16 protein-coding genes are annotated in these 19,520 nt (G+C 45.7%); 3 read left to right on the plus strand and 13 right to left on the minus strand.

Going from position 1 to position 19,520, the window contains the following annotated elements; translation table 11 throughout:
- Positions 1–111 precede the first annotated feature (111 nt).
- From dnaN to FK220_RS19585, 5 genes are all read right to left on the minus strand, one after another.
- Positions 112–1,230, minus strand: coding sequence for a DNA polymerase III subunit beta (gene dnaN, locus FK220_RS19565; protein WP_152576054.1), 1,119 nt, complete (start codon positions 1,228–1,230; stop codon positions 112–114).
- A gap of 134 nt (positions 1,231–1,364) precedes the next feature.
- A complete protein-coding gene (gldG, locus tag FK220_RS19570; protein ID WP_152576055.1) occupies positions 1,365–3,029 on the minus strand; it encodes a gliding motility-associated ABC transporter substrate-binding protein GldG in 1,665 nt (554 codons plus the stop codon).
- Positions 3,026–3,760 carry a gliding motility-associated ABC transporter permease subunit GldF gene (gene gldF / locus FK220_RS19575; protein WP_152576056.1) on the minus strand — a complete coding sequence of 245 codons (735 nt, stop codon included), beginning with the start codon at positions 3,758–3,760 and terminating at the stop codon, positions 3,026–3,028. Before gldF ends, gldG begins: the two co-directional genes overlap by 4 nt.
- An 8-nt stretch (positions 3,761–3,768) precedes the next feature.
- Positions 3,769–4,065 carry a putative quinol monooxygenase gene (locus FK220_RS19580; protein ID WP_152576057.1) on the minus strand — a complete coding sequence of 99 codons (297 nt, stop codon included), beginning with the start codon at positions 4,063–4,065 and terminating at the stop codon, positions 3,769–3,771.
- Positions 4,066–4,896 (minus strand): SAM hydrolase/SAM-dependent halogenase family protein, encoded by an 831-nt coding sequence (locus tag FK220_RS19585; RefSeq protein ID WP_152576058.1) that lies wholly within the window; start codon positions 4,894–4,896, stop codon positions 4,066–4,068. It abuts the gene before it with no gap.
- 142 nt (positions 4,897–5,038) lie between these two features.
- Between FK220_RS19585 and FK220_RS19590 the strand changes: the two genes are divergently transcribed.
- Both FK220_RS19590 and FK220_RS19595 read left to right on the plus strand, forming a co-directional pair.
- Positions 5,039–5,992 (plus strand): PhoH family protein, encoded by a 954-nt coding sequence (locus tag FK220_RS19590; RefSeq protein WP_152576059.1) that lies wholly within the window; start codon positions 5,039–5,041, stop codon positions 5,990–5,992.
- 225 nt (positions 5,993–6,217) lie between these two features.
- Positions 6,218–7,186, plus strand: a complete 969-nt coding sequence (locus FK220_RS19595; protein WP_152576060.1) for a phosphoribosylaminoimidazolesuccinocarboxamide synthase — start codon at positions 6,218–6,220, stop codon at positions 7,184–7,186.
- Here FK220_RS19595 and FK220_RS19600 read toward each other — a convergent pair.
- The 8 genes from FK220_RS19600 to FK220_RS19635 form a co-directional block, all read right to left on the minus strand.
- A complete protein-coding gene (locus FK220_RS19600; RefSeq protein ID WP_152576061.1) occupies positions 7,183–7,836 on the minus strand; it encodes a 3'-5' exonuclease in 654 nt (217 codons plus the stop codon). The two genes, FK220_RS19595 and FK220_RS19600, sit on opposite strands and share 4 nt — an antisense overlap.
- Positions 7,836–9,755 (minus strand): DUF294 nucleotidyltransferase-like domain-containing protein, encoded by a 1,920-nt coding sequence (locus FK220_RS19605; RefSeq protein ID WP_152576062.1) that lies wholly within the window; start codon positions 9,753–9,755, stop codon positions 7,836–7,838. The genes FK220_RS19600 and FK220_RS19605 overlap by 1 nt, the downstream gene beginning before the upstream one ends.
- A 131-nt stretch (positions 9,756–9,886) precedes the next feature.
- Positions 9,887–11,311 (minus strand): purine-cytosine permease family protein, encoded by a 1,425-nt coding sequence (locus FK220_RS19610; protein ID WP_152576063.1) that lies wholly within the window; start codon positions 11,309–11,311, stop codon positions 9,887–9,889.
- Positions 11,312–11,323: 12 nt separating this feature from the next.
- Positions 11,324–12,469 (minus strand): alpha-hydroxy acid oxidase, encoded by a 1,146-nt coding sequence (locus FK220_RS19615; protein WP_152576064.1) that lies wholly within the window; start codon positions 12,467–12,469, stop codon positions 11,324–11,326.
- A gap of 6 nt (positions 12,470–12,475) precedes the next feature.
- Positions 12,476–13,846 carry an FGGY-family carbohydrate kinase gene (locus FK220_RS19620; protein ID WP_152576065.1) on the minus strand — a complete coding sequence of 457 codons (1,371 nt, stop codon included), beginning with the start codon at positions 13,844–13,846 and terminating at the stop codon, positions 12,476–12,478.
- 7 nt (positions 13,847–13,853) lie between these two features.
- The gene (locus tag FK220_RS19625) at positions 13,854–15,134 is read right to left on the minus strand and encodes a TIM barrel protein (protein WP_152576066.1); all 1,281 of its coding nucleotides are present in this window, start codon (positions 15,132–15,134) and stop codon (positions 13,854–13,856) included.
- 67 nt (positions 15,135–15,201) lie between these two features.
- Complete coding sequence (locus FK220_RS19630; protein WP_152576067.1) at positions 15,202–17,301, minus strand: bifunctional aldolase/short-chain dehydrogenase; 2,100 nt, start codon at positions 17,299–17,301, stop codon at positions 15,202–15,204.
- Between the two features lie 123 nt (positions 17,302–17,424).
- Entirely contained in the window at positions 17,425–18,447 is a 1,023-nt protein-coding gene (locus tag FK220_RS19635; RefSeq protein WP_152576068.1) for a GntR family transcriptional regulator, read from the minus strand.
- Positions 18,448–19,015: 568 nt separating this feature from the next.
- Between FK220_RS19635 and FK220_RS19640 the strand changes: the two genes are divergently transcribed.
- Positions 19,016–19,510 (plus strand): heme-binding domain-containing protein, encoded by a 495-nt coding sequence (locus FK220_RS19640; RefSeq protein WP_152576069.1) that lies wholly within the window; start codon positions 19,016–19,018, stop codon positions 19,508–19,510.
- The last annotated feature ends 10 nt before the right edge of the window (positions 19,511–19,520 follow it).

Below are 19,520 nucleotides of genomic sequence, written 5' to 3' on the forward strand. Positions count from 1 at the left end.
ATTTACGTTCAGTACAATAGTGTAGAAACGAGTTAATTCTTATAAGACAAATCGATCCAAACCGACAAAAATGGTAATTTCTTGAGTGTCGCCCTTTCGTCGGGATAAATACTAATTATTCAACATTACCGGCATGACCAGCATGGTCACGTGTTCCCCTTCATCAAGTCCGTCAATAGGGGTAAGGATTCCGGCCCGATTGGGCAGGCTCATTTCCAGGGAAACCTCGTCAGAATTAAGGTTGGTCAACATTTCCGTCAAAAAGCGGGAGTTGAAACCGATTTGCATGTCATCCCCTAAATACGAGCAAGTCAAGCGTTCTTCGGCCTTGTTGCTGTAATCGATATCCTCGGCGGAAATATTCAGCTCCGCCCCTGCGATTTTAAGCCGTATCTGGTGGGTGGTCTTGTTGGAGAAAATGGAAACCCTTCTAACAGAGCTCAAAAACTGATTTCTGGAAATCGTTAGTTTGTTCGGGTTTTCCTTCGGGATCACCGCTTCGTAGTTGGGATACTTGCCATCGATCAAGCGACAGATGAGCTCGGTGTCGTCGAAAGTAAACTTGGCGTTGCTATCGTTGTACTCGATCGTAACTTCCGATTCACTACCCGCAAGAATTCCCTTTAAAAGCGTCAGTGGTTTTTTGGGCATGATGAATTCTGCTACTTGAGAGGCACTCACATCGTTTCGTTGGTATTTTACAAGTTTATGTGCATCGGTCGCCACAAAGGTTAGACTCTCTGGTGAGAATTGAAAGAACACCCCGCTCATTACGGGTCGCAAGTCATCGTTACCAGCTGCAAAAATAGTCTTGTTGATTGCGGTAGCCAAAATATCCCCTAATACGATAGTGGAACTGGGATTAGCCAATTCCACTGCCTTTGGAAATTCGGCCCCGTCGGCATAGGCCAAGGCGTATTTACCGTGGTTCGAGCTTATTTCGACCGTATTGTTGTCTTCAACCACGAAGGTCAAGGGTTGTTCAGGGAAGGTTTTCAAGGTCTCCAAAAGCAGTCTTGCGGGTACGGCAATGACACCTTCATTGTCCGAATCGACATTTAGTACAGAACTAATAGTAGTTTCCAGATCGGAAGCCGAAACCGTTAACTTGTTTTTGTTTAAATCGAATAAAAAATTATCCAAAATGGGGAGGGTGTTGCTGTTGTTAATGACACCGCCCAAAACCTGAAGCTGTTTTAAAAGATAGGTGCTGGATACTATAAATTTCATTTGCCAGTTGTTTATTTCAAGTTGCGGTCTATCGAGTCAAATAAAATCGTTCCGAAAAAGAGCGATTCTTCAAAAAATCAAGACAAACAAAGATATTTTAATTGTGGTTTTTACCGAAACAAACTTATTAACATCTACATACCGTATTTCCGTTTTCTCCAATAGTTGAAACCCAGACCGAAAATGAGGGTCAAGACCACTGGTAGTACGATGTTTAGTAGCTGCCATTTGGTTTTTTCGGCTGCGATTTTATTACTGTCCAGAAAAGGAATGCTGACTTTCTTGTTACGAATGTTTATAAGTCCATTATCGTCCAGCATATAATTGATGGCGTTCACCAAAAATTCCTTGTTACCGTAATAATTGCTCGTCCATTTATCATATCCCAGCTCTAAGGGTCTACCGTTGCGAACTTGATTTTTGATGACATCCCCATCGGAAATGACCAACATTTTATTTGCGGGCCCTTTTTCCAAATCTTTAGACAGTTTTACGGGTTTGACCCGATTGCGAAAGGCCGAATTGAAATCCCCTTCGATTAAAACCGCCATAGGCTGGTTGCCATTGTTGAACAATTCTTTTTGAGGTGGTTGGTTGATCATGTCCAGACTAATCTGTCTTGGTGCATTATCTGTTTTCGACAGGGGAGAACTCTGTAGTAATACGGTTTTTGAATAGGCATTGGACAAGGTATCGATAGAGCCCGAAAACTGAAATCGTATCGCTTCCAAATTGTTGTTGATGGGGTGGTCGTCCCCGGATCGCACCATGGGATTGTACAGCCAAGGTACCGGTTCGTATTGTGAGGCATTGCCTTCCCCCGTGGCCAATACGATTTGCGTAAAATACATATCATTGATGAGGTCGGGGTTCAAACGAACACCATATTGAAAAAAGAAATCCTTTAAGTTCAAATTTCTCGGCAGGGCGAGCGCAGTTCCGTTCTCATTGAACAGGCTGTCGATTTCCATATTGACCTGGTCAATGAGCCAAACCGACTTCCCACCGTGCATGATAAACTGGTCCAGGACGTATTTTTCCCCATCGGTAAAGACTTCTGTCGGTTTGGCGATCAAGGCCAGGTCGTAGCCGTTTAGCTGGTCCAGCGTCTTTTGCGGACTGCTTTGCACCGAATCCAAGGTAATCGCACCGATATTGTAATAGTCCCGAATGGTCGTAAGGAAATCAGCCAGGTAGATATCGTCTAATTCCCCGTTGCCTTTGATGACGGCAATTCGTTTCTTTTCTTTTATAGCGCTTTTGGTAAAGGCGTCGGCGAAGGCGTACTCGAGGTGTTGTACGGAATTGTTTACCCGTTCTTCGGTGGTTTCCCCTTGTTTGTTCTTGAGCAAAGGAACCTTGATAGTGGTATTATTGTAATTCACCATGGCCCAAGGGAAGATGATTTCCTGGGAGATCTTGCTGTTATCGTTAACCGTTACCCTAGTGGGGGTCAGCCCTAGGCTTTGCAGTTCTACGATGGTGCCGTCGATTTGTTCGACACCTTCCAAAGGGTCGACAAAGCTATATTTAATGTTGTTGTTTTCGGAAGCGAATTCTTCTAGAATCTGTCGTACCTCATTCTTTAGTTTGATGAATTCGGGCGGTAGGTTTCCCTCTAACAGTACATCGACAATCACCGGGCTCTCAAAAGAGGCTACTGAATTGACCGCAGGTTTTGAAAGGGTATAGCGACCATCTTCGGTCAAATCAAAACGGGTATATAGAAAATTAGCCACTAGATTGACGATGATCAATATGACGAGGGCTTTTAAAAAGGTCAGGAGTTTATGCTTCATCGCCGGTTCGTATTTTTCAGTTGAACAACGGTTAAAAAGAGAAAGAACCCTGCCAGCGAAATGAAATAAATAAGGTCTCTTGTATCCAACACCCCACGCGCGATATTGTCAAAATGCGCACGCATACCCAGATTTTCGATAAAAACCGATGTTTCACCTTCACTTACAAGGGAAGACAGTCCTTCAAAACCATAGTAAAGGGCCAAACATAACAGAATTGCCAGCACAAAGGCGACAATTTGATTTTCGGAAAGGGTAGATGCGAACACTCCTATGGCGGTGTAGCAGGCAACCAAAAAAATGGTGCCAAAGTAGGAACCTATCACCAGCCCCATGTCCAAATTACCTACGGTTGTACCCAAGTTCGAAACGCTATACACATACAACAGCGTTGGTGCGAGCGCGATCAAGGCCAAAACGAAGGTGCCCAGAAACTTTCCCAAAACAGTCTGCCAAAGGCCTATGGGCTTGCTAAACAACAATTCCAAGGTACCTAGTTTTTTCTCCTCTGAAAAACTCTTCATCGTTATCGCCGGTATCAAAAACAGGAAGACCCATGGTGCCAGTAAGAAGAAGTTGCCCAAATCGGCGAAACCATAGTCGAATATATTGAAAGGCCCTCGAAAGACCCAAAGGAACAATCCGTTAAGTGTTAAAAACAGGGCAATGACCAAATAGCCGATGGGCGAAGTAAAGAACGATTGTATCTCCCGTTTAAATATGGCCAACATGCATCAATTTAGTTTAAGGTTACTATTTTGTTCACACTCCAGGCTTCGGGGCGTTCGGCAAACAACAGCTTGGTCTTGCCCCATACCGATTTGAAAAGAGACGACTTTCGATAGTTCTCCAAACATCCCTCATTTTCCCAATAGCTATAGGTAAAGAATACTGAAGGATTCTTGGTGTCTTGATAGAGTTCCAGCAACTCGCATCCCTCAAAACCCCGTATGTCATATTTATGTGTCTCGAACAGTTGGCCAAAACTAGCGATATTTTCCTTTTTGAAGGTCATTTTTACGATTCGTACCAGCATTTAAAGAAAGTTTATGGTAACCATATCCCGATAGTCTAGTCCCAATAAGGTAGAAGCGCCACCTACCGTGTTCAAATCGCTTTTATAAATGGCCAGTTCTATATAGTTCGATGAATTAAAAAGTGCCAAAAGGTCCCCGGCACCCCGTCGGTTGTTCCTATCGAGGTTAAAATTGATAATATCGCTATATCGATGATAGATCTTTTTTATTTTAGTGGTACGTGCGTTCAGCTCGAAATCCCTTCCTTTTCTGTAGGCATCGAAAAAATTCTTGTGAATATTCGTGACCACATTGCCGTAGTTATCGATATAGACCACGCTTCCGACGATTTTGTTACCGTTATCGGTGACCGTAGGGGTGTACTCTTTTAGCTGCTTAAGCTCATTGAATACTTTGCCCACTACTTCCAAAGTGCCACCGCGGGCCAAATGACAGGCCACTTTCACAAAAACATCCATAACGGGAAATGAACCGTGCTCTGGATTGGGAATATTGATATGCACCACCTTTTCAGGATTGACTTCTGACGTAATGAGCCCAATAACCCCTGTATTGGCGGTGATGAAGTAGTGGCCGTCGACCAGAACGGCTATATGCTGGTTTTCCGGAGTAGGTTCGGCATCGACCCCAACAATGTGAATGGTACCCTCGGGAAAGTTTTGGTAGGCGTTTTTGAGGATGTAGGCGCATTCATGAATGTTGAACGGACTTATACCATGTGAAATATCAACAATCTTGGCGTCGGCTAGCTCTTTGTAAATACTCCCTTTTAAAGCACCTACGAAATGGTCTTTCAGCCCAAAATCTGTAGTTAACGTAATGATTGCCATGCAGCAATGTTGATATGTTTTTGGAATACCGAACTAATTTTTTACTTATGTTTGTCCGGTATAATCAATGGTAAAATTATAACAAAAAAACAGCCTTCTAAAATTTATCTTTTTGCCTCAACCCTAAAAACAACTATATTTTTTGAACGAACTTATCCTAGAGCTTACCGAGATTAGTCCGAGAGATTTTTTTGGACAACGAAACCAAAATATCGACTTGCTAAAAAAGTATTTTCCAAAGCTGAAAATTGTGGCGCGTGGAAGCAAGATCAAGGTCTATGGCGACGAAGAACTTTTGGAGGAATTCGAGCGCCGTTTCGATATGATGACGGCCCACTTTATCAAGTATAACAAACTCGATGAAAATGTGATAGAAAGGGTGCTTACGAGTAATGTGGCTTCAGACTATGACACACCCGAAAACAGCGGGGAAACGCTCGTTCATGGGGTGAATGGAAAACTCATCAAGGCACAGACCGTGAATCAACGCAAATTGGTCGATGCCAGTATGAAGAACGATATGGTCTTTGCCATCGGTCCTGCGGGTACCGGCAAAACCTATACCGGGGTGGCCCTTGCAGTCAAGGCCCTAAAAGAAAAGCAGGTAAAACGGATTATTTTGACCCGACCGGCCGTTGAGGCCGGGGAGAACCTGGGATTCCTACCAGGCGATTTAAAGGAGAAATTGGACCCCTATATGCAGCCCCTATACGATGCCCTACGGGATATGATCCCTGGTGAGAAGTTGATGCATTTTATAGAGAATGGCACCATCCAAATAGCCCCCTTGGCCTTTATGAGAGGACGGACCCTGGACCATGCCTTTGTAATTCTTGACGAAGCACAGAATACTACCCATGCACAAATGAAGATGTTTTTGACCCGTATGGGCAAAAGTGCCAAATTCATTATAACCGGGGATCCCGGTCAAATCGATTTGCCTAGAAGGGTGATTTCCGGACTGAAGGAAGCCTTGTTGGTACTTAAGGATGTGGAAGGTATATCAATGATTTATTTAGACGATAAGGACGTAATCCGCCATAAACTGGTCAAGAAGGTAATCGATGCCTATAAAAATATAGAACATCAGAACTAGGTTCGGAATATGGAATTGGAAACAAGACCTACAAAAATGAAGTGGTGTTTGTCAAGCGGAGTCGAAACCACAAAGGTTCTGAAATTGATGGGAGCGAAAAAGCAAGGAAAGTGCCAGTTCGGAATATGGCCAACACCTTAAGCTTGCAAAAATGCCATCGGAATAATCCAATAAAACAGTAACCATAACAGCACGCAATCGCTATCCCCTGAAGCCAAGACCACTATGAAAAACACCATTACGGATACCAATTTTAATTTCCCTGGACAACAAAGTGTATATAAAGGCAAAGTGCGGGAAGTCTATGCTTTGGAAAATGATTTGCTGGTAATGGTCGCTACCGACCGTCTATCGGCTTTTGATGTAGTAATGCCCAAAGGTATCCCTTATAAAGGTCAGATTCTGAACCAAATTGCAACGAAAATGATGGCCGCGACAGCGGATATTGTGCCCAATTGGTTGTTGGCGACACCCGACCCCAATGTGGCAGTAGGACATGCTTGTGAGCCTTTCAAGGTAGAAATGGTCATACGCGGCTATCTGTCAGGGCATGCCGCCAGGGAATACAGGGCGGGAAAGAGGATACTTTGTGGTGTGTCGATGCCCGATGGGATGCAGGAGAACGATCCCTTTCCGGAACCGATTATTACGCCTGCTACCAAGGCCGAGAAGGGCGACCATGATGAGGATATTTCCAAAGAGGCGCTTTTAGAAAGAGGTATTGTTTCCCCAAAAGACTATGAAGTGCTGGAGAATTATACGACGGCCCTTTTTCAAAGGGGAACAGAGATTGCGGCTGGGAGAGGACTGATACTGGTCGATACCAAATATGAATTTGGAAAGACGAAAGATGGAAAAATCGTACTGATCGATGAAATACATACCCCCGATTCGTCCCGTTATTTTTATGCGGAGGGTTATCAAGAGCGACAAGATAAAGGGGAGTCCCAGAAGCAATTATCGAAGGAATTCGTTCGGCAGTGGCTGATCAGCAAGGGCTTTCAAGGCCTAGAGGGCCAACAGGTCCCGGAAATGTCCGACACCTACATCGAAACGGTATCGGAACGGTACATCGAATTATACGAGAATATTACTGGGGAAACTTTTGTCAAGGCCGATATCAGCAATATTCAGGAGCGAATCGAACACAATGTGCTCGATTATCTGAAAAGCCGTACCGGGGCGATACGCTAACGCAATAATCTTTTGAGCGTTAGGTCCTTCTTTCCATTAATTTTACCCAATATTTTGAGGAAGGCCAAGGCCGTAATATAGGCATCGCCCAAGGCGGTATGACGATCTCTTTTGGAGATGTCGAACTTGTCGGCAAGCTCGTCCAAGGTATAATGTTCCTTTTGCTGTAAAAGCGGTGATTGAATCAAGGTGCGCTTATAGAGTACCGCCGTATCGATCAGCTTATTCCTTAGTTTCGGTAGTCCGTGTCTTTTAAGTGCCCGGTTGATCATTGTGATATCGAATGCGGTATGGTGGGCGACTATGACCGCATTGCCTACATAGCACAGAAAACGTTGTAACGCCTCTAATTCGGTGATACGTTCCTGGGCCTCATCCCGTAAAATTCCATGGATTTCCACATTGGCGGCATGGTAAAAGTGCTGCTCCAAGTAGACCTCAAAAGTTTGATCGACGGCAATGGTATTGTTCAGGATGGTCAACGCTCCAATCGATAAGATGCGGTCATTGTCGTAATCGAATCCGGTGGTTTCGGTATCCAACACGACAAAACGGACTTCCTCCAATCGCTCCGATAGCCGCTTCCCGAACGTTGTTTCATACGTTTCCCAAAATTCGGGGTAATGCCTTTTCTTTTTGAACGGATTCATCAGCCCAGCAGATTTGATACCTGAAAACGCACCCGAACGAGCTCTTGCAATTCCCGAATGGTCTTAAAGGTTCTCTTTAGCTTCATTTTTTCTTCCTTATTCAGGCGGTCCAAGGCAATGAAACGCCCCGAATCATTATGTAACAAGCCTTGTTTTGTTCTAAATTTGAGCAATGCCTTGACCGCATAGGAACAGGAGAGGAAAAATTCCCTCTGCTTCGGTTCGAGCTCGGCCAGTTTTTCAAATCGCTCCGCGGTGCTATTAATGGATTTTATTTGATGTGATAGTACCAAAACCCTTGCTGCGTCGACCAATGGCATCAACGCTCTTCTCTTAAGGTCGAAAAAGTCCTTATGGGCCCCATCCTCCTCCACCAAAAACTGTCTAAAAAAGCCGGTCGGTGACGGACTCTGCAATGCACCACTGGCCAAGTGAAGAAAAAAAATGGGATATTTCCCGGTACTTGCAAATATGTGTTGGGTCAGTTGCTCCACAAGAGTACGATCGCCATAAGTGAGGTTATAATCAAAAAAAATAGAGGAAAGCAGCACTTCGTCAGGTCCCGGATTCACGATCCAATGCAAAACGCGGTCTTTCCATTCCGTAAGGGAAAGGCACCAGTGTGGATTGGAGGCCATCATCTCCGCCGGACAATAGTCATATCCGATATCCCTCAATCCCTCGGTCACCAATCTTGCCAAGTTCAAAAAATAGTCCTTGGTCTCCGAAAGTCGTTCCTGGGGAACATCTTCAAAAATGATCGCATTGTCCTGATCGGTATGCAACAATTGTTCACTTCTCCCTTGACTTCCCATTGCTAGCCAAGCAAATTTGACCGGTGGAGGTGCGTCCATTTTTTTCAGCGCCAAGAGTATCACCTGTTTGGCAGAGGCGTCGTTGAGTTCCGAGATAATTTTCAGGATCAGTGTGAGCGGAATATTTTGGTCCAGATATCCTTTGAGTAATTGGGTTACCCGAAATCGAATGGGCTTTAGCTTTTTGATTTTCCGTACCCTTTTGATCGCTTTTAGCAATACGGCTGGGTTGTTCCCCAGCTCCAGCATCAAATCGTGTTTGGAAAGGATGCCCACCGCCTCGGTATTCGGGGTGCCATCCTGGGTGAGGCACAGATGGCTGATATTGCTCTTCATCATAGCCATCTGGGTCTGCGCGATGGTCATCTTTTTGGGATAGGTAATGACCGGGGAGCTCATGATGCTGCTCGCTGGCGCCGTAATGGGAAAAAGACCGGTGGCAATCTTGTTGCGGAGGTCCTTATCGGTAATGATCCCAACGGGTAGCTGTCGCTCCACTACGAGCATGGCACCCACCTTTTTCTTGGTCATCTTCCTGGCAATCGATTTGATATCCGTTTCCGGTGAGCAGGAGACGATTTTTTTTGAATAGGCAATGGGTTGTAAATCGAAAAGCATCGGATGGGCTTCCGTGTTCCTATTTTCCTTTTCACCATATAAGTTACCTTGATGCCTATTTGCATAGGGATTTCTCGTGTTCGACGCAAAACTCTCGATCAAGAAATTCCCTACTTCTTCGTAGGTTTGGGTCAGTGGTTTAAACGCATTTATGGGAATCGCATACAGAATGCTTTCCTCGTAGGCCACAGCCTCCATTTTGTAGTTTTCGTTTGCCATCAGTGGCCGCAGGCCAAAAATATCCCCTTCATCGCACAGGTCGACAATCGTTTTGTCCGGCCTTTTCCGCAGCAGAACCGCTCCTTTATGGACTACGTAAAAGCAGGTATGGGGCACCTCTTCCTCTTGGAATACCAGACTGTCCTTTTCCTTATAAACAATGGAAATTTCGGTGGAAAGCTTTTCAAGGTCTTTTTCATGAAGCTCGTTAAAAGGAGGAAAGTCCTTGAGAAAATCCGCCACCCTTTCGGAAATAGTATTCTTCATCGACTGGTATTTAACGTTAAAGTTAGTCGACTTCCTTGGTATTGCAAAGAAAACACTCGCTATTGCATTTGAACGCTATTCAAATCCATCAGGAACCTGAGGTTGCAGTGGTTGGAGGTAGTTGGCCGTCCTCAGGTCGAAGTGCCGAGCGGCCTTCTTTGTAAAAACTTACTAAATATCAAGAACAAGATGCCGCAAAGTACCCAGGCCGGAAGCGTCACGAAGGATAAAAACACTTCGAACCGTATGGAGATAAAATAAAAAAGCCCAAAACTGATGGCCCATGCCCACAGTACCGACTTATTGTAATTGATCTGTGCAATCTCGGCGTAATTCCGTACGATACCTGCCCGTTCGTGAAAAAAATGCTCGAACACGATGACGGCACCAACAGGAGCCAAAATGAATCCGTAGAGCGCCACAAAGTCCAACAATTTCATCGCAAAGGCTGGGAATAGTCCCGCCACCGTGGCCACGGTTCCCGCAAGAATCGTTACCCAGAAGGTAGACGCCTTGGGGATAATCGCCTGAAAGGCGAGTCCGGCCCGGTAAATGGTCGGGTTGGCGGTTGTCCAGCCCGCAAGCACCACTGCAATGATTCCAAAAAGGCCGATGGCGTTATCGGCCAAAGGTCCCGGAGCAACCGGGGGGGCTTCACCGTTGGACAAAAATGCCTGGGCCTCGGGGGATTTTAAGTACACCGCGTACAGTAGGGCCGCTGCAATCCATGCCATGTAATGGCCAATATACATTCCCGCTGCGGTCGTCCACCCGGAACTGGCTTTTTTTGCAAACCGGAAAACCGAAAGGTCCGACATGCCGATATGCATGGCGGCATTGGCGAACCAAGACCAGATGACCACATGCCAGAAGGTATATTTAATTTGTCCGGGAAAGGGATCGGACCCCGAGCCCCAAATGTTCCAAAAATCGGAAAAGCTTTTTACGCCGAGTTGGTTCAGCGCGACGATACCGCAAGCCAAAAAGGCCAAAACAATCAGGGGAGACATCCAATTCGCTGCTTTTGAAACAGTGTCATAACCCTTGGAGGCTACTAAGGAAATAACAGCTCCCACTGCGAGCACTACCAGGATAAAGGTAGGTCCGTTGGGTAGGGTATCGGTCAGTTTCGGCATTTCCATATCAAAAGGAATCCCCACGGCCGTCGCCGAAACCGTAATCATAGCCCCTGCCAGAAAGCAAAAGAGGATGCCGTTGGCCAAATTATAGCCGACGACCAGTTTTCTCCCACATATTTTTTCTAATTGATAATAGAGGGTCAACCGATGTTTCACCGCAATCTCTGCCGTAAGGAATCGCCAGCTAAGTACGGCCATGAGATTGCCCAACAACAACCCAATGATCAAATCAAAGGCACTTACACCGGCGGTCAGGAATAGGGGGCCGATGGTAAACTCGGTTCCTGCGGCATGCTCCCCGGCATACATCCCCAAAAAGCTTTTCCAACTTTTTAGTTTTGATGGGGGAACCCGTTCCCGTTCGAACTCACCGCCTGCAAGTTCCTCTATTTCTTCATCAATGTTATACTGGCCCATAATGGTCGGTGGTTATATCAAATGATTCGGTAGGTCTTCGACCCGTTCACAACAGAGTTGGTCCATTACTTGTTTGAACTGTGTCTTTAACATACCGATGGTATGGTCACCTCCTTGGGTTCCCAAGGCCCCGACACCGTACATAAAAGAACGTCCCATAAAAGTGAATTTGGCGCCGCTCGCTATCGCCCTTGCAACATCCGGACCTGATCGGAGCCCACTGTCAATCATAATTTCGATTTGATTACCGTAGGGGCCGGCCACCTCTTGAAGGGTGCCAATGGTCGATTGGGCTGCATCCAACTGGCGGCCACCATGGTTGGAGAGGATTATACCATCAAACCCCATTCGAATCGCATCTTGGGTATCTTGCTCCGAGGCGACGCCTTTTAGGACCAGTTTTCCTTTCCATTTATCCCGTATGGGTTTTATTTTTTCCTCGTTTAGGCGTCCTGAAAAGGTTTTGTCCATAAAAGCGCCGAGCTGTCTAAGGTTCAATCCTTCCGGTGTGTAAGGCTTGAGGGTCTCGAAGGTAGGTTGACCGTACTTTAAGGTATGAAATGCCCAAGTAGGTTTCCCCAAAATTTGGAGGATGTTGGAAACGGACATTTTTGGTGGTAACGCCAAGCCATTTTTAAAGTCCCTCGGGCGAAATCCAAAAGTGGGTACATCGCAAAGCAATACCAATACCGGACAACCGGCCGCCGAGGCACGGTCGATAATGGAATCACGAATAACATCATCTACGGGATTGTACAATTGGAACCAAGCGTTTCCTTCGGTGATTTCGCTGGCCTTTTCGATATCCATGGTCGTTACCGTACTCAGGATAAAAGGAATATTATGTTTAAAGGCCGCCTTTGCCAAGATCGCAGGGGAGTTGGGCCACATCAATCCCTGGAGGCCCACCGGGGCGATGCCAAAAGGGGCATCGAACTCCATTCCCAGGATTTTGGTCTTGGTCGAACTGGTACCGCGATTCCGAAGATATCGGGGTTGTAACTGCACTTTTCGTATCTCAGCGGTATTTCGCGCAAGGCTCACATCCTCGTTGCAACCCCCATCGAGATATTCAAAGGCAAATCGCGGGATACGTAATCGTGCCTTGTCTCTTAGGTCATCAACAGAAGGATAAGCGGTATTGAATGGGGGTGCCATAGCAAATTATTTAGTGATAAAAGGTAGGTGTTTTTTAAGACTGTAGTGCTTTTTGAGGAATTTTCGATCCAGTCTTTTATCCGATATAACCATCGCGGCACCAAGGGCGGAACCGAGGGATGCGTCGGTAGTTTGCACTTTCATGTCGCCCAAATAACGCGAGAGCAGTTTTATAAAACAATCGTTGTTGCTAAATCCTCCGTCGACATACAACCTTTTAATTTTAGTATGGCCCTGTGCCATTTTGATACTTTTTACCTGAAGCTGTACAAGTTTCACCATTAAATGATGGTATGCCTCCTCGAAGGAGTCATAGCGAATGTCGGTAGCTACCGGCATGGTATCGGTGGCCAGCACTTCCCATTTGAACGAGGGCTGCAGCCCCTTAGCGATGTTGGCATAGATGGCCTCATCAAACCGCACTTTTTTGTGATAGTCCTTTGAAAGATGGAAGTGTTCGGAAAGCTTAGCTACCTGAATGGTGTATTCGTTTCCTAAAAAAAGGCGGGTCGCGCGCACCGGCTTGCCATCGACACCTAGGAAATCAATACAATCATCTTTAATGCTCGTCTGTTGTAGGGATTCTTGGGAAAAAGGATTCATGGTAATACTCCAAGTTCCCGTGGAAACCAATAGAAACTTTTTCTTGATGCTGCGTATATAAGGCAAGAGGGCGGCAGAGCTGTCATGGATACCCGTCCCGAATCGGATGCGCTTGCCCTTATAGACTTTATGGATACTCGTCCGGGCGGAAACAATCGGAGGAAACAGGCTATGTAAGCCTTCCTTATAAATCCATTCGTGGTAGTCTTGCTTTCCGAAATCCCATAGGGCCGTATGGCAGCCGATACTGGTATATTCACTTAAGGGTATCCCGGTAAAAAGGTAACTGATATATTGCGGAAGGTGTAACGAATAGCGAATCTTTTTAAAGATTGCCGGTCTGTTTTGTTTCAACCAATACAGTTGCATTCCTGAATTGAGCATGCCCAAGTAGGGAGCTCCGGTATTCTGGGTAAAGGTTTCTTCGGGACCGTATTGCCCAAAAAAAGATTGCTTTATACCTTCTTCAAGCGGTTTGGTGTAGTTATACAGGGGGGTAAGCACTTCCCCTTTCCCGTCCAAGTGTACCAAACTGGCACCATAGGTAGAAAAGTTTACGGCCCTAACATCGTATGTTCTTTCTTGTAGAACGCGGTTAATAACACTTCGCAGCCATCTTTGTACGGCCTTGAGATCTTCCGTTATAAATCCGTCTTCATCCTCGATGGGCTCGAACGAGGCGTATTCCCGATATACTTCCTGGAACGTGTCGTCAAAAAGAAAGAACTTTTTGTTCGTTTTTCCAATATCGAATACGGCGGTTACTTTTTTCATGGTATCTCTATAATCCAGTGGCTACGGATTCCGTACCTCGCTCATCGACCAAGGTTTTTCTGATTTTCAGGTCGCGATAGGCCTGCAGCGGGTACAAAGCGCCTCCTGCTTTCAGTCTCGTTTTTTGTAGTAACGGCCTTATGTCGGTGCGATAGGCTGCCTGTAGCATTTCTTGACAACCAACCACATCATGTGCTTCCTGTGCTTCACGGAGCGCTTTCTGGTCTACCAACAAGGCCTTTGCATAGGCTTCTTGAATGGCCTCTAGGGATTGCATCAAATCTTCCAGCGGATCTTTAATATTGTGGCTTGCATCGATCATCCAGGAGGGGTAGGGGTTTTGTGGATTGTTGTTCATGCCGTACACCAATTCATTGAAAATCAAGAAAAGGGCGTAGGGTTTGACGCTTCCCACCGTGCTATCGTCATCCCCATACTTACTATCGTTAAAATGGAAACCGCCCAATTTGCCTTTGAGCATGAGAATGGAAACGATTTGTTCGATATTGGTATTGGGCAGGTGATGTCCCAAATCTACTAGGGTATACGCTTTCTCTCCACAGGCATTGGCGAGCATAAAGGAGGTGCCCCAATCCTGTATAACGGTGCTGTAGAAATTTGGCTCGTAGGGTTTGTACTCGATAAAGAGTTTCCAGTCCTCGGGCAAATGGGAATAAATTCGCTTCAGGCTGTCTTCGGTATACTGAAGCGATGTCTGAAAATTATTCTGTCCGGGAAAGTTGCTACCATCCGCCAACCAAACGGTTACGCTTTTGGAACCGAGACGCTTACCGATTTCGATTACTTCAATATTGTGTTGGATGGCCTGTTCCCGAACGGCTTTCTCGGTATTGCTCAATGAACCGTACTTGTAGCTTTCGGCATGGGTTTTTTGGTCTTGGAAGGTATTGGAATTTACCGCATCGAAAACGAGGCCATGGGACGCGGCCCTTTCTTTAATTGCCGAGTAATCCTCTGGAATATCCCAGGGTATATGCAGGGAGATGGCCCCAGCGGTTTGGGTGAGGGCGTGCAAGATCCCTACGTCATCCAGTTTTTGTTCCAAACTGGAGGGTTCCCCTGGATAAGAAAACCGGCCAAAACGGGTTCCGCCCGCTCCCAACGCCCAACTTGGAATGGCTACTTGGAAGTCGCAGAGCTGCTGCACCAGATCCGCTACGTTGATATCTTGCCGAGTGAGGTTGTTTGCCAAGAAATCAAATTGTGATTCGTGGTCGCTTAGGGACTTTTTATTCTGTTCCTGTATACGCTCGCTATTCAGTCTCATTTGAATGATTGCTGTAAATGCCCACGGACCAATGAACGTGAACAGTTTCTAAACTAATGAAATTGTTTTATCTGACAAAGGCATTCGCCATGCCCCCGTCAACATTGATGATATTACCCGTGGTTTTTTCCAAAATAGCGACACAGGCGAAAACACCGTTCGCTATGTCTTCCGGATATATTATCTCGTTCAACAGATTTCGCTTTGCGTAGAATGACGGGAGTTCCTCAACGGCAATACCATAGGCTTTGGCGCGTCCCTCTGCCCATTCACCCTCCCAGATTTTACTGCCTATGATCACGCCATCGGGGTTAACCGTGTTCACGCGTATCCTGTCCTTTCCCAACTCGGCAGCCAATAAGCGGGCCATGTGCTGTTGGGCTGCCTTGGCGGTACCGTAACCCACATTGTTGGGTCCCGAGACCAAGCCATTTTTACTGGCGATGGAAATGATATCACCTCCTAAACCTTGTGCCCGCATGATGGCAACCGCTTGTTTTGCGAGTTCAAACTGACCTTTGACCAAAACGTCTTGAAGAATATCCCAGTCTTTTTCCGTGGTTTCTTCCAAGGGTTTGGAAATCGCGAGACCGGCGCTGTGGACTACGATATCGACTCCACCGAACTGCAAACAGGCTTTTTTAAAAGCCTCGGAAATCGATTCCTTTTTGGTGACGTCGCAAACAGCATAACTTGCAATATCCGGGGCGTAAGTGTCGACTGCTTCCTCCAAGCGATCTTCGACGATATCGGTGAGGACTATATTGGCACCTTCGGAGGCTAATTTATCGGCAATGGCTTTTCCGATACCACCGCCTGCACCGGTCACCAGGGCCACTTTTCTGGATAGTGGTTTTTCCTTGGGCATTCGCTGCAGCTTGGCTTCCTCCAACAACCAATATTCGATATCAAAAGCTTCTTGTCGGGGAAGCGAGGTATATTCCGAGATGGCTTCGGCCCCCCGCATGACATTGATGGCGTTGATATAGAATTCACTTGCAACCCGGGCGGTCTGCTTGTTCTTGGCAAAGCTGAACATCCCCACTCCCGGATAGATAATGATGACCGGATTGGAGTCGCGCATGGCAGGACTATTGGCGCGCTTGCAGGTTTCATAGTACCCTTTGTACGCTGCCCGGTATTGTACGAAATCAGGCCTTAGTTTTTGAAGGATGGCTTCGGTATCCGATAGGTTTTGATCCGAATCGAGTCGAAGAACCAACGGCTGTATTTTAGTTCTTAAAAAGTGGTCTGGGCAGGAGGTCCCCATCGGGGCCAAACGTTCCAAATCGTGGCTGTTAATGTATTGCATGACCACATCGGTGTCGGTAAAATGGCCGATCATTCGCGCTTCTGAAGAACACAATCCCCGTAACAAAGGCATTAATCGCGCGGCTTTTTCCTTTCGTTCCTTTTCTGGCAACGATGCGACTTTTTGTCCGCCGAAAATTCGTTTCTTCCCTTTGATTTTCTTTTCGATGAATTCCGAGGCCATCTCGATGACCTCCAAACTATTGACATAGCATTCGTAGGAAGTGTCTCCCCAGGTGAACAGACCATGGCTTCCAAGTACAATCCCCCGTATACCAGGGTTTTCCTTCAGGCATTTTTCCAACTGGAGCCCTAAATCAAAACCAGGACGCTGCCAAGGTACCCAACCCATGGTATCGCCCCAAATTTCTTGGGTTACCTTTTCACTGTCTTTAGCCGCCGCCACCGCGATGAGTGCATCGGGATGCAAGTGGTCGATATGCTTAAAAGGAAGCAATCCGTGCAAAGGGGTGTCGATGGAAGGGGCTTTACTATCCAAGTCGTAAATGCAATGGTTGAATAGGCCCACCATCCGGTCTTCATCATGAAGGCCCTGATATACTTTTTTAAGGTCTCTTAGTCGATTGGTATACAAGCCGGCTATACCGGCCTTGGTCAGGGTACCAATATCACCACCGGAACCTTTGATCCACATCACTTCCACTTCCCTATTGGTCAAAGGGTCTTTTTCAATGGTTTTACAACTGGTGTTTCCGCCGCCGTAATTGGTAATTCGCAGATCGGCCCCAAGGATATTGGAGCGGTACAGAAAAAGCGCTACTTGATCATCGCCCATGTCCGCTGCTTTTTGCCTATCCCACAAATAGTTGACATGTTTAAAGCTTTTTGTTTTCATTGCTTATTTTGAAGTCTTTCGTCCAAAGGTATTACTTGGATCGGTAAAAAGTGTTCTGCACCGTTCTGCTATTCGATTTTGGCGCCGGAAAATCAGGAAACATGGTAAGTGGCTCAAAAAGAATCAGAGCGATTTTCTGGGAATTACGTAAAAAGGATTGTCGAACTGTCGTTTTTCGTTGTTCAAAATCAATTGGGCCGCTTGCTTGCCCAACTGGGCAAAATCGGTTGAAATCACGGTAATGCCGTCTAGCACAATTTCCTTTAAAGGGGTATCATTGTAAGAGATAATACCCACATTCTTTCCCAAGGTTAGATCCGCATCCTTTATTTTTTTAATAAGGTCGACCAAATCGTTCTCAGTGAGCGTAATATAGGCGGTGAGGGGCGTTATTTTTTCCTTTGCGATATCTTCAAAGACCTCGAAATCATAGGCATATTCGTTACAAAATTTAACAAACCCTTTTTTGATTTCAAGAGGATGGTAGGTGTGCTTGCGTCGAAGTAGTTTTACCCTCCTATATTTTCTCAGTTGCGGATTCAATTCCTTTAGGGATGCATGGATATTTCCCTCGAAATCCTGATAAACGCTGGAAACACTGCTTCCCAATTGACTCACTTTCTTGTCTAATACCAACAATTTGTCCAGTGGAATGTTGTCTTGCACGAAGTCTACCAAATCCTCACCGCCTTCCTCAAAATGGCAGATGATGGCATAATGGGTATACTCCCTGGACTTGCTGGCCAGGATGAGGTTCTTGAACTGTCGGTAATTATTGTCGTAAATAAAAAAGTCGATGGTTACGTCATTGCCCAGTTCGCTTGCGAACGCATCGTAGATAATTTTTTTATGTGCACTTAATTTATTGAAGAGCAAGAACACCTTTGCCTTTAGTTTCAAATCGTCGTTTTTGACGTAGTAGCCTTTTCCGGGTACGGAGTCGATCAATTTCATTCCCTTCAGGTGGTCATAAGCCTTAACGATGGTATCCCTCGAGATATCGAAGGTAATCAGCAATTCATTGACAGAAGGCAGTCTGTCGTTCACTTTAATTTGACCGTTGCCCAAAGCAGTAAGCACCGAATGCACAATTTGCTTGTACTTAGGGATTTTGGAATCCTCGATTATTTCTATCAAATGAAGCATCCGGATTTTGACTATGCCTCGAATATAGGAATATATTCCCTTTGGCAGGGTGCTGTTTTCAAAGCAAATTTCTTGGGATAATGGTCGTAAGACCCTCCTATGCGGAGCTCTAGGACTAGTATCGCCATCTTAAGGCGGAAAGTGGGCAACCTGTTGGTATCAAAGGGCGAACACCTGCTCCAGGCAGCAAACGGGTATCGACCCAAATGTCCATGAACGATACCCTACCAGCTGAGGGATTATTTTGACCAAGTATACCGGTGGAAAAGTCTGGAAAAAGTAATATAGATTGCGATCATTTTTTGTCAATCACCGATTTTATCGACCATTTGAAACCCATGACCAGCAATACTTGTTCACTCACGGTTCGGGATGAAAAAAGGGACATTCACCACATCCACTTCCTGGTTTGAGACCGGATTGTTTGATTTCGAAGACAATACCTATGATTTTACTTTTGGTTTCAATTGAAAGGGTATTATCTTAGACGAAGTATTACAAAATATAAATATAACCATATGCATCGAATCCATGGAACCAATGTTAACCTAACACAACCCTGCTAATCATGCTAAAAAAACTCTTAATCGGGTTGCTACTTATCTTAGTGGTTATCCAATTCATCAAGCCGGACAAAAATGAGTCCAACGACCTCACCTACGACATGGCAAAGAAGTATAACGTACCGGCCGATGTCAATAACCTGCTACAGGTATCCTGTAATGATTGTCATACGAACAAAACCGAATACCCGTGGTACGCCAACGTGCAGCCGGTAGCCTGGTGGTTGGATCATCATGTTCAAGATGGAAAAAAACATCTCAACTTTTCCGAGTTTACCAACAGACCACTTTATGTACAAAACCACAAGTTTGATGAAATTATCGAAATGGTCGATGAAGGTGAGATGCCACTGGCTTCCTACACCTACTTTGGGTTACATCCGAAAGCCAACCTCACCGATGAACAACGCACGATGATTACCGATTGGGCAAAGGCCCAAATGGAATATTTAAAACGAACGTACCCGGCCGATAGTTTGGTTTTTCCAAAGAGAGACTGAGATAACGGGA

This window comes from Pelagihabitans pacificus (assembly GCF_009371985.2).
Taxonomy (GTDB): domain Bacteria; phylum Bacteroidota; class Bacteroidia; order Flavobacteriales; family Flavobacteriaceae; genus Pelagihabitans; species Pelagihabitans pacificus.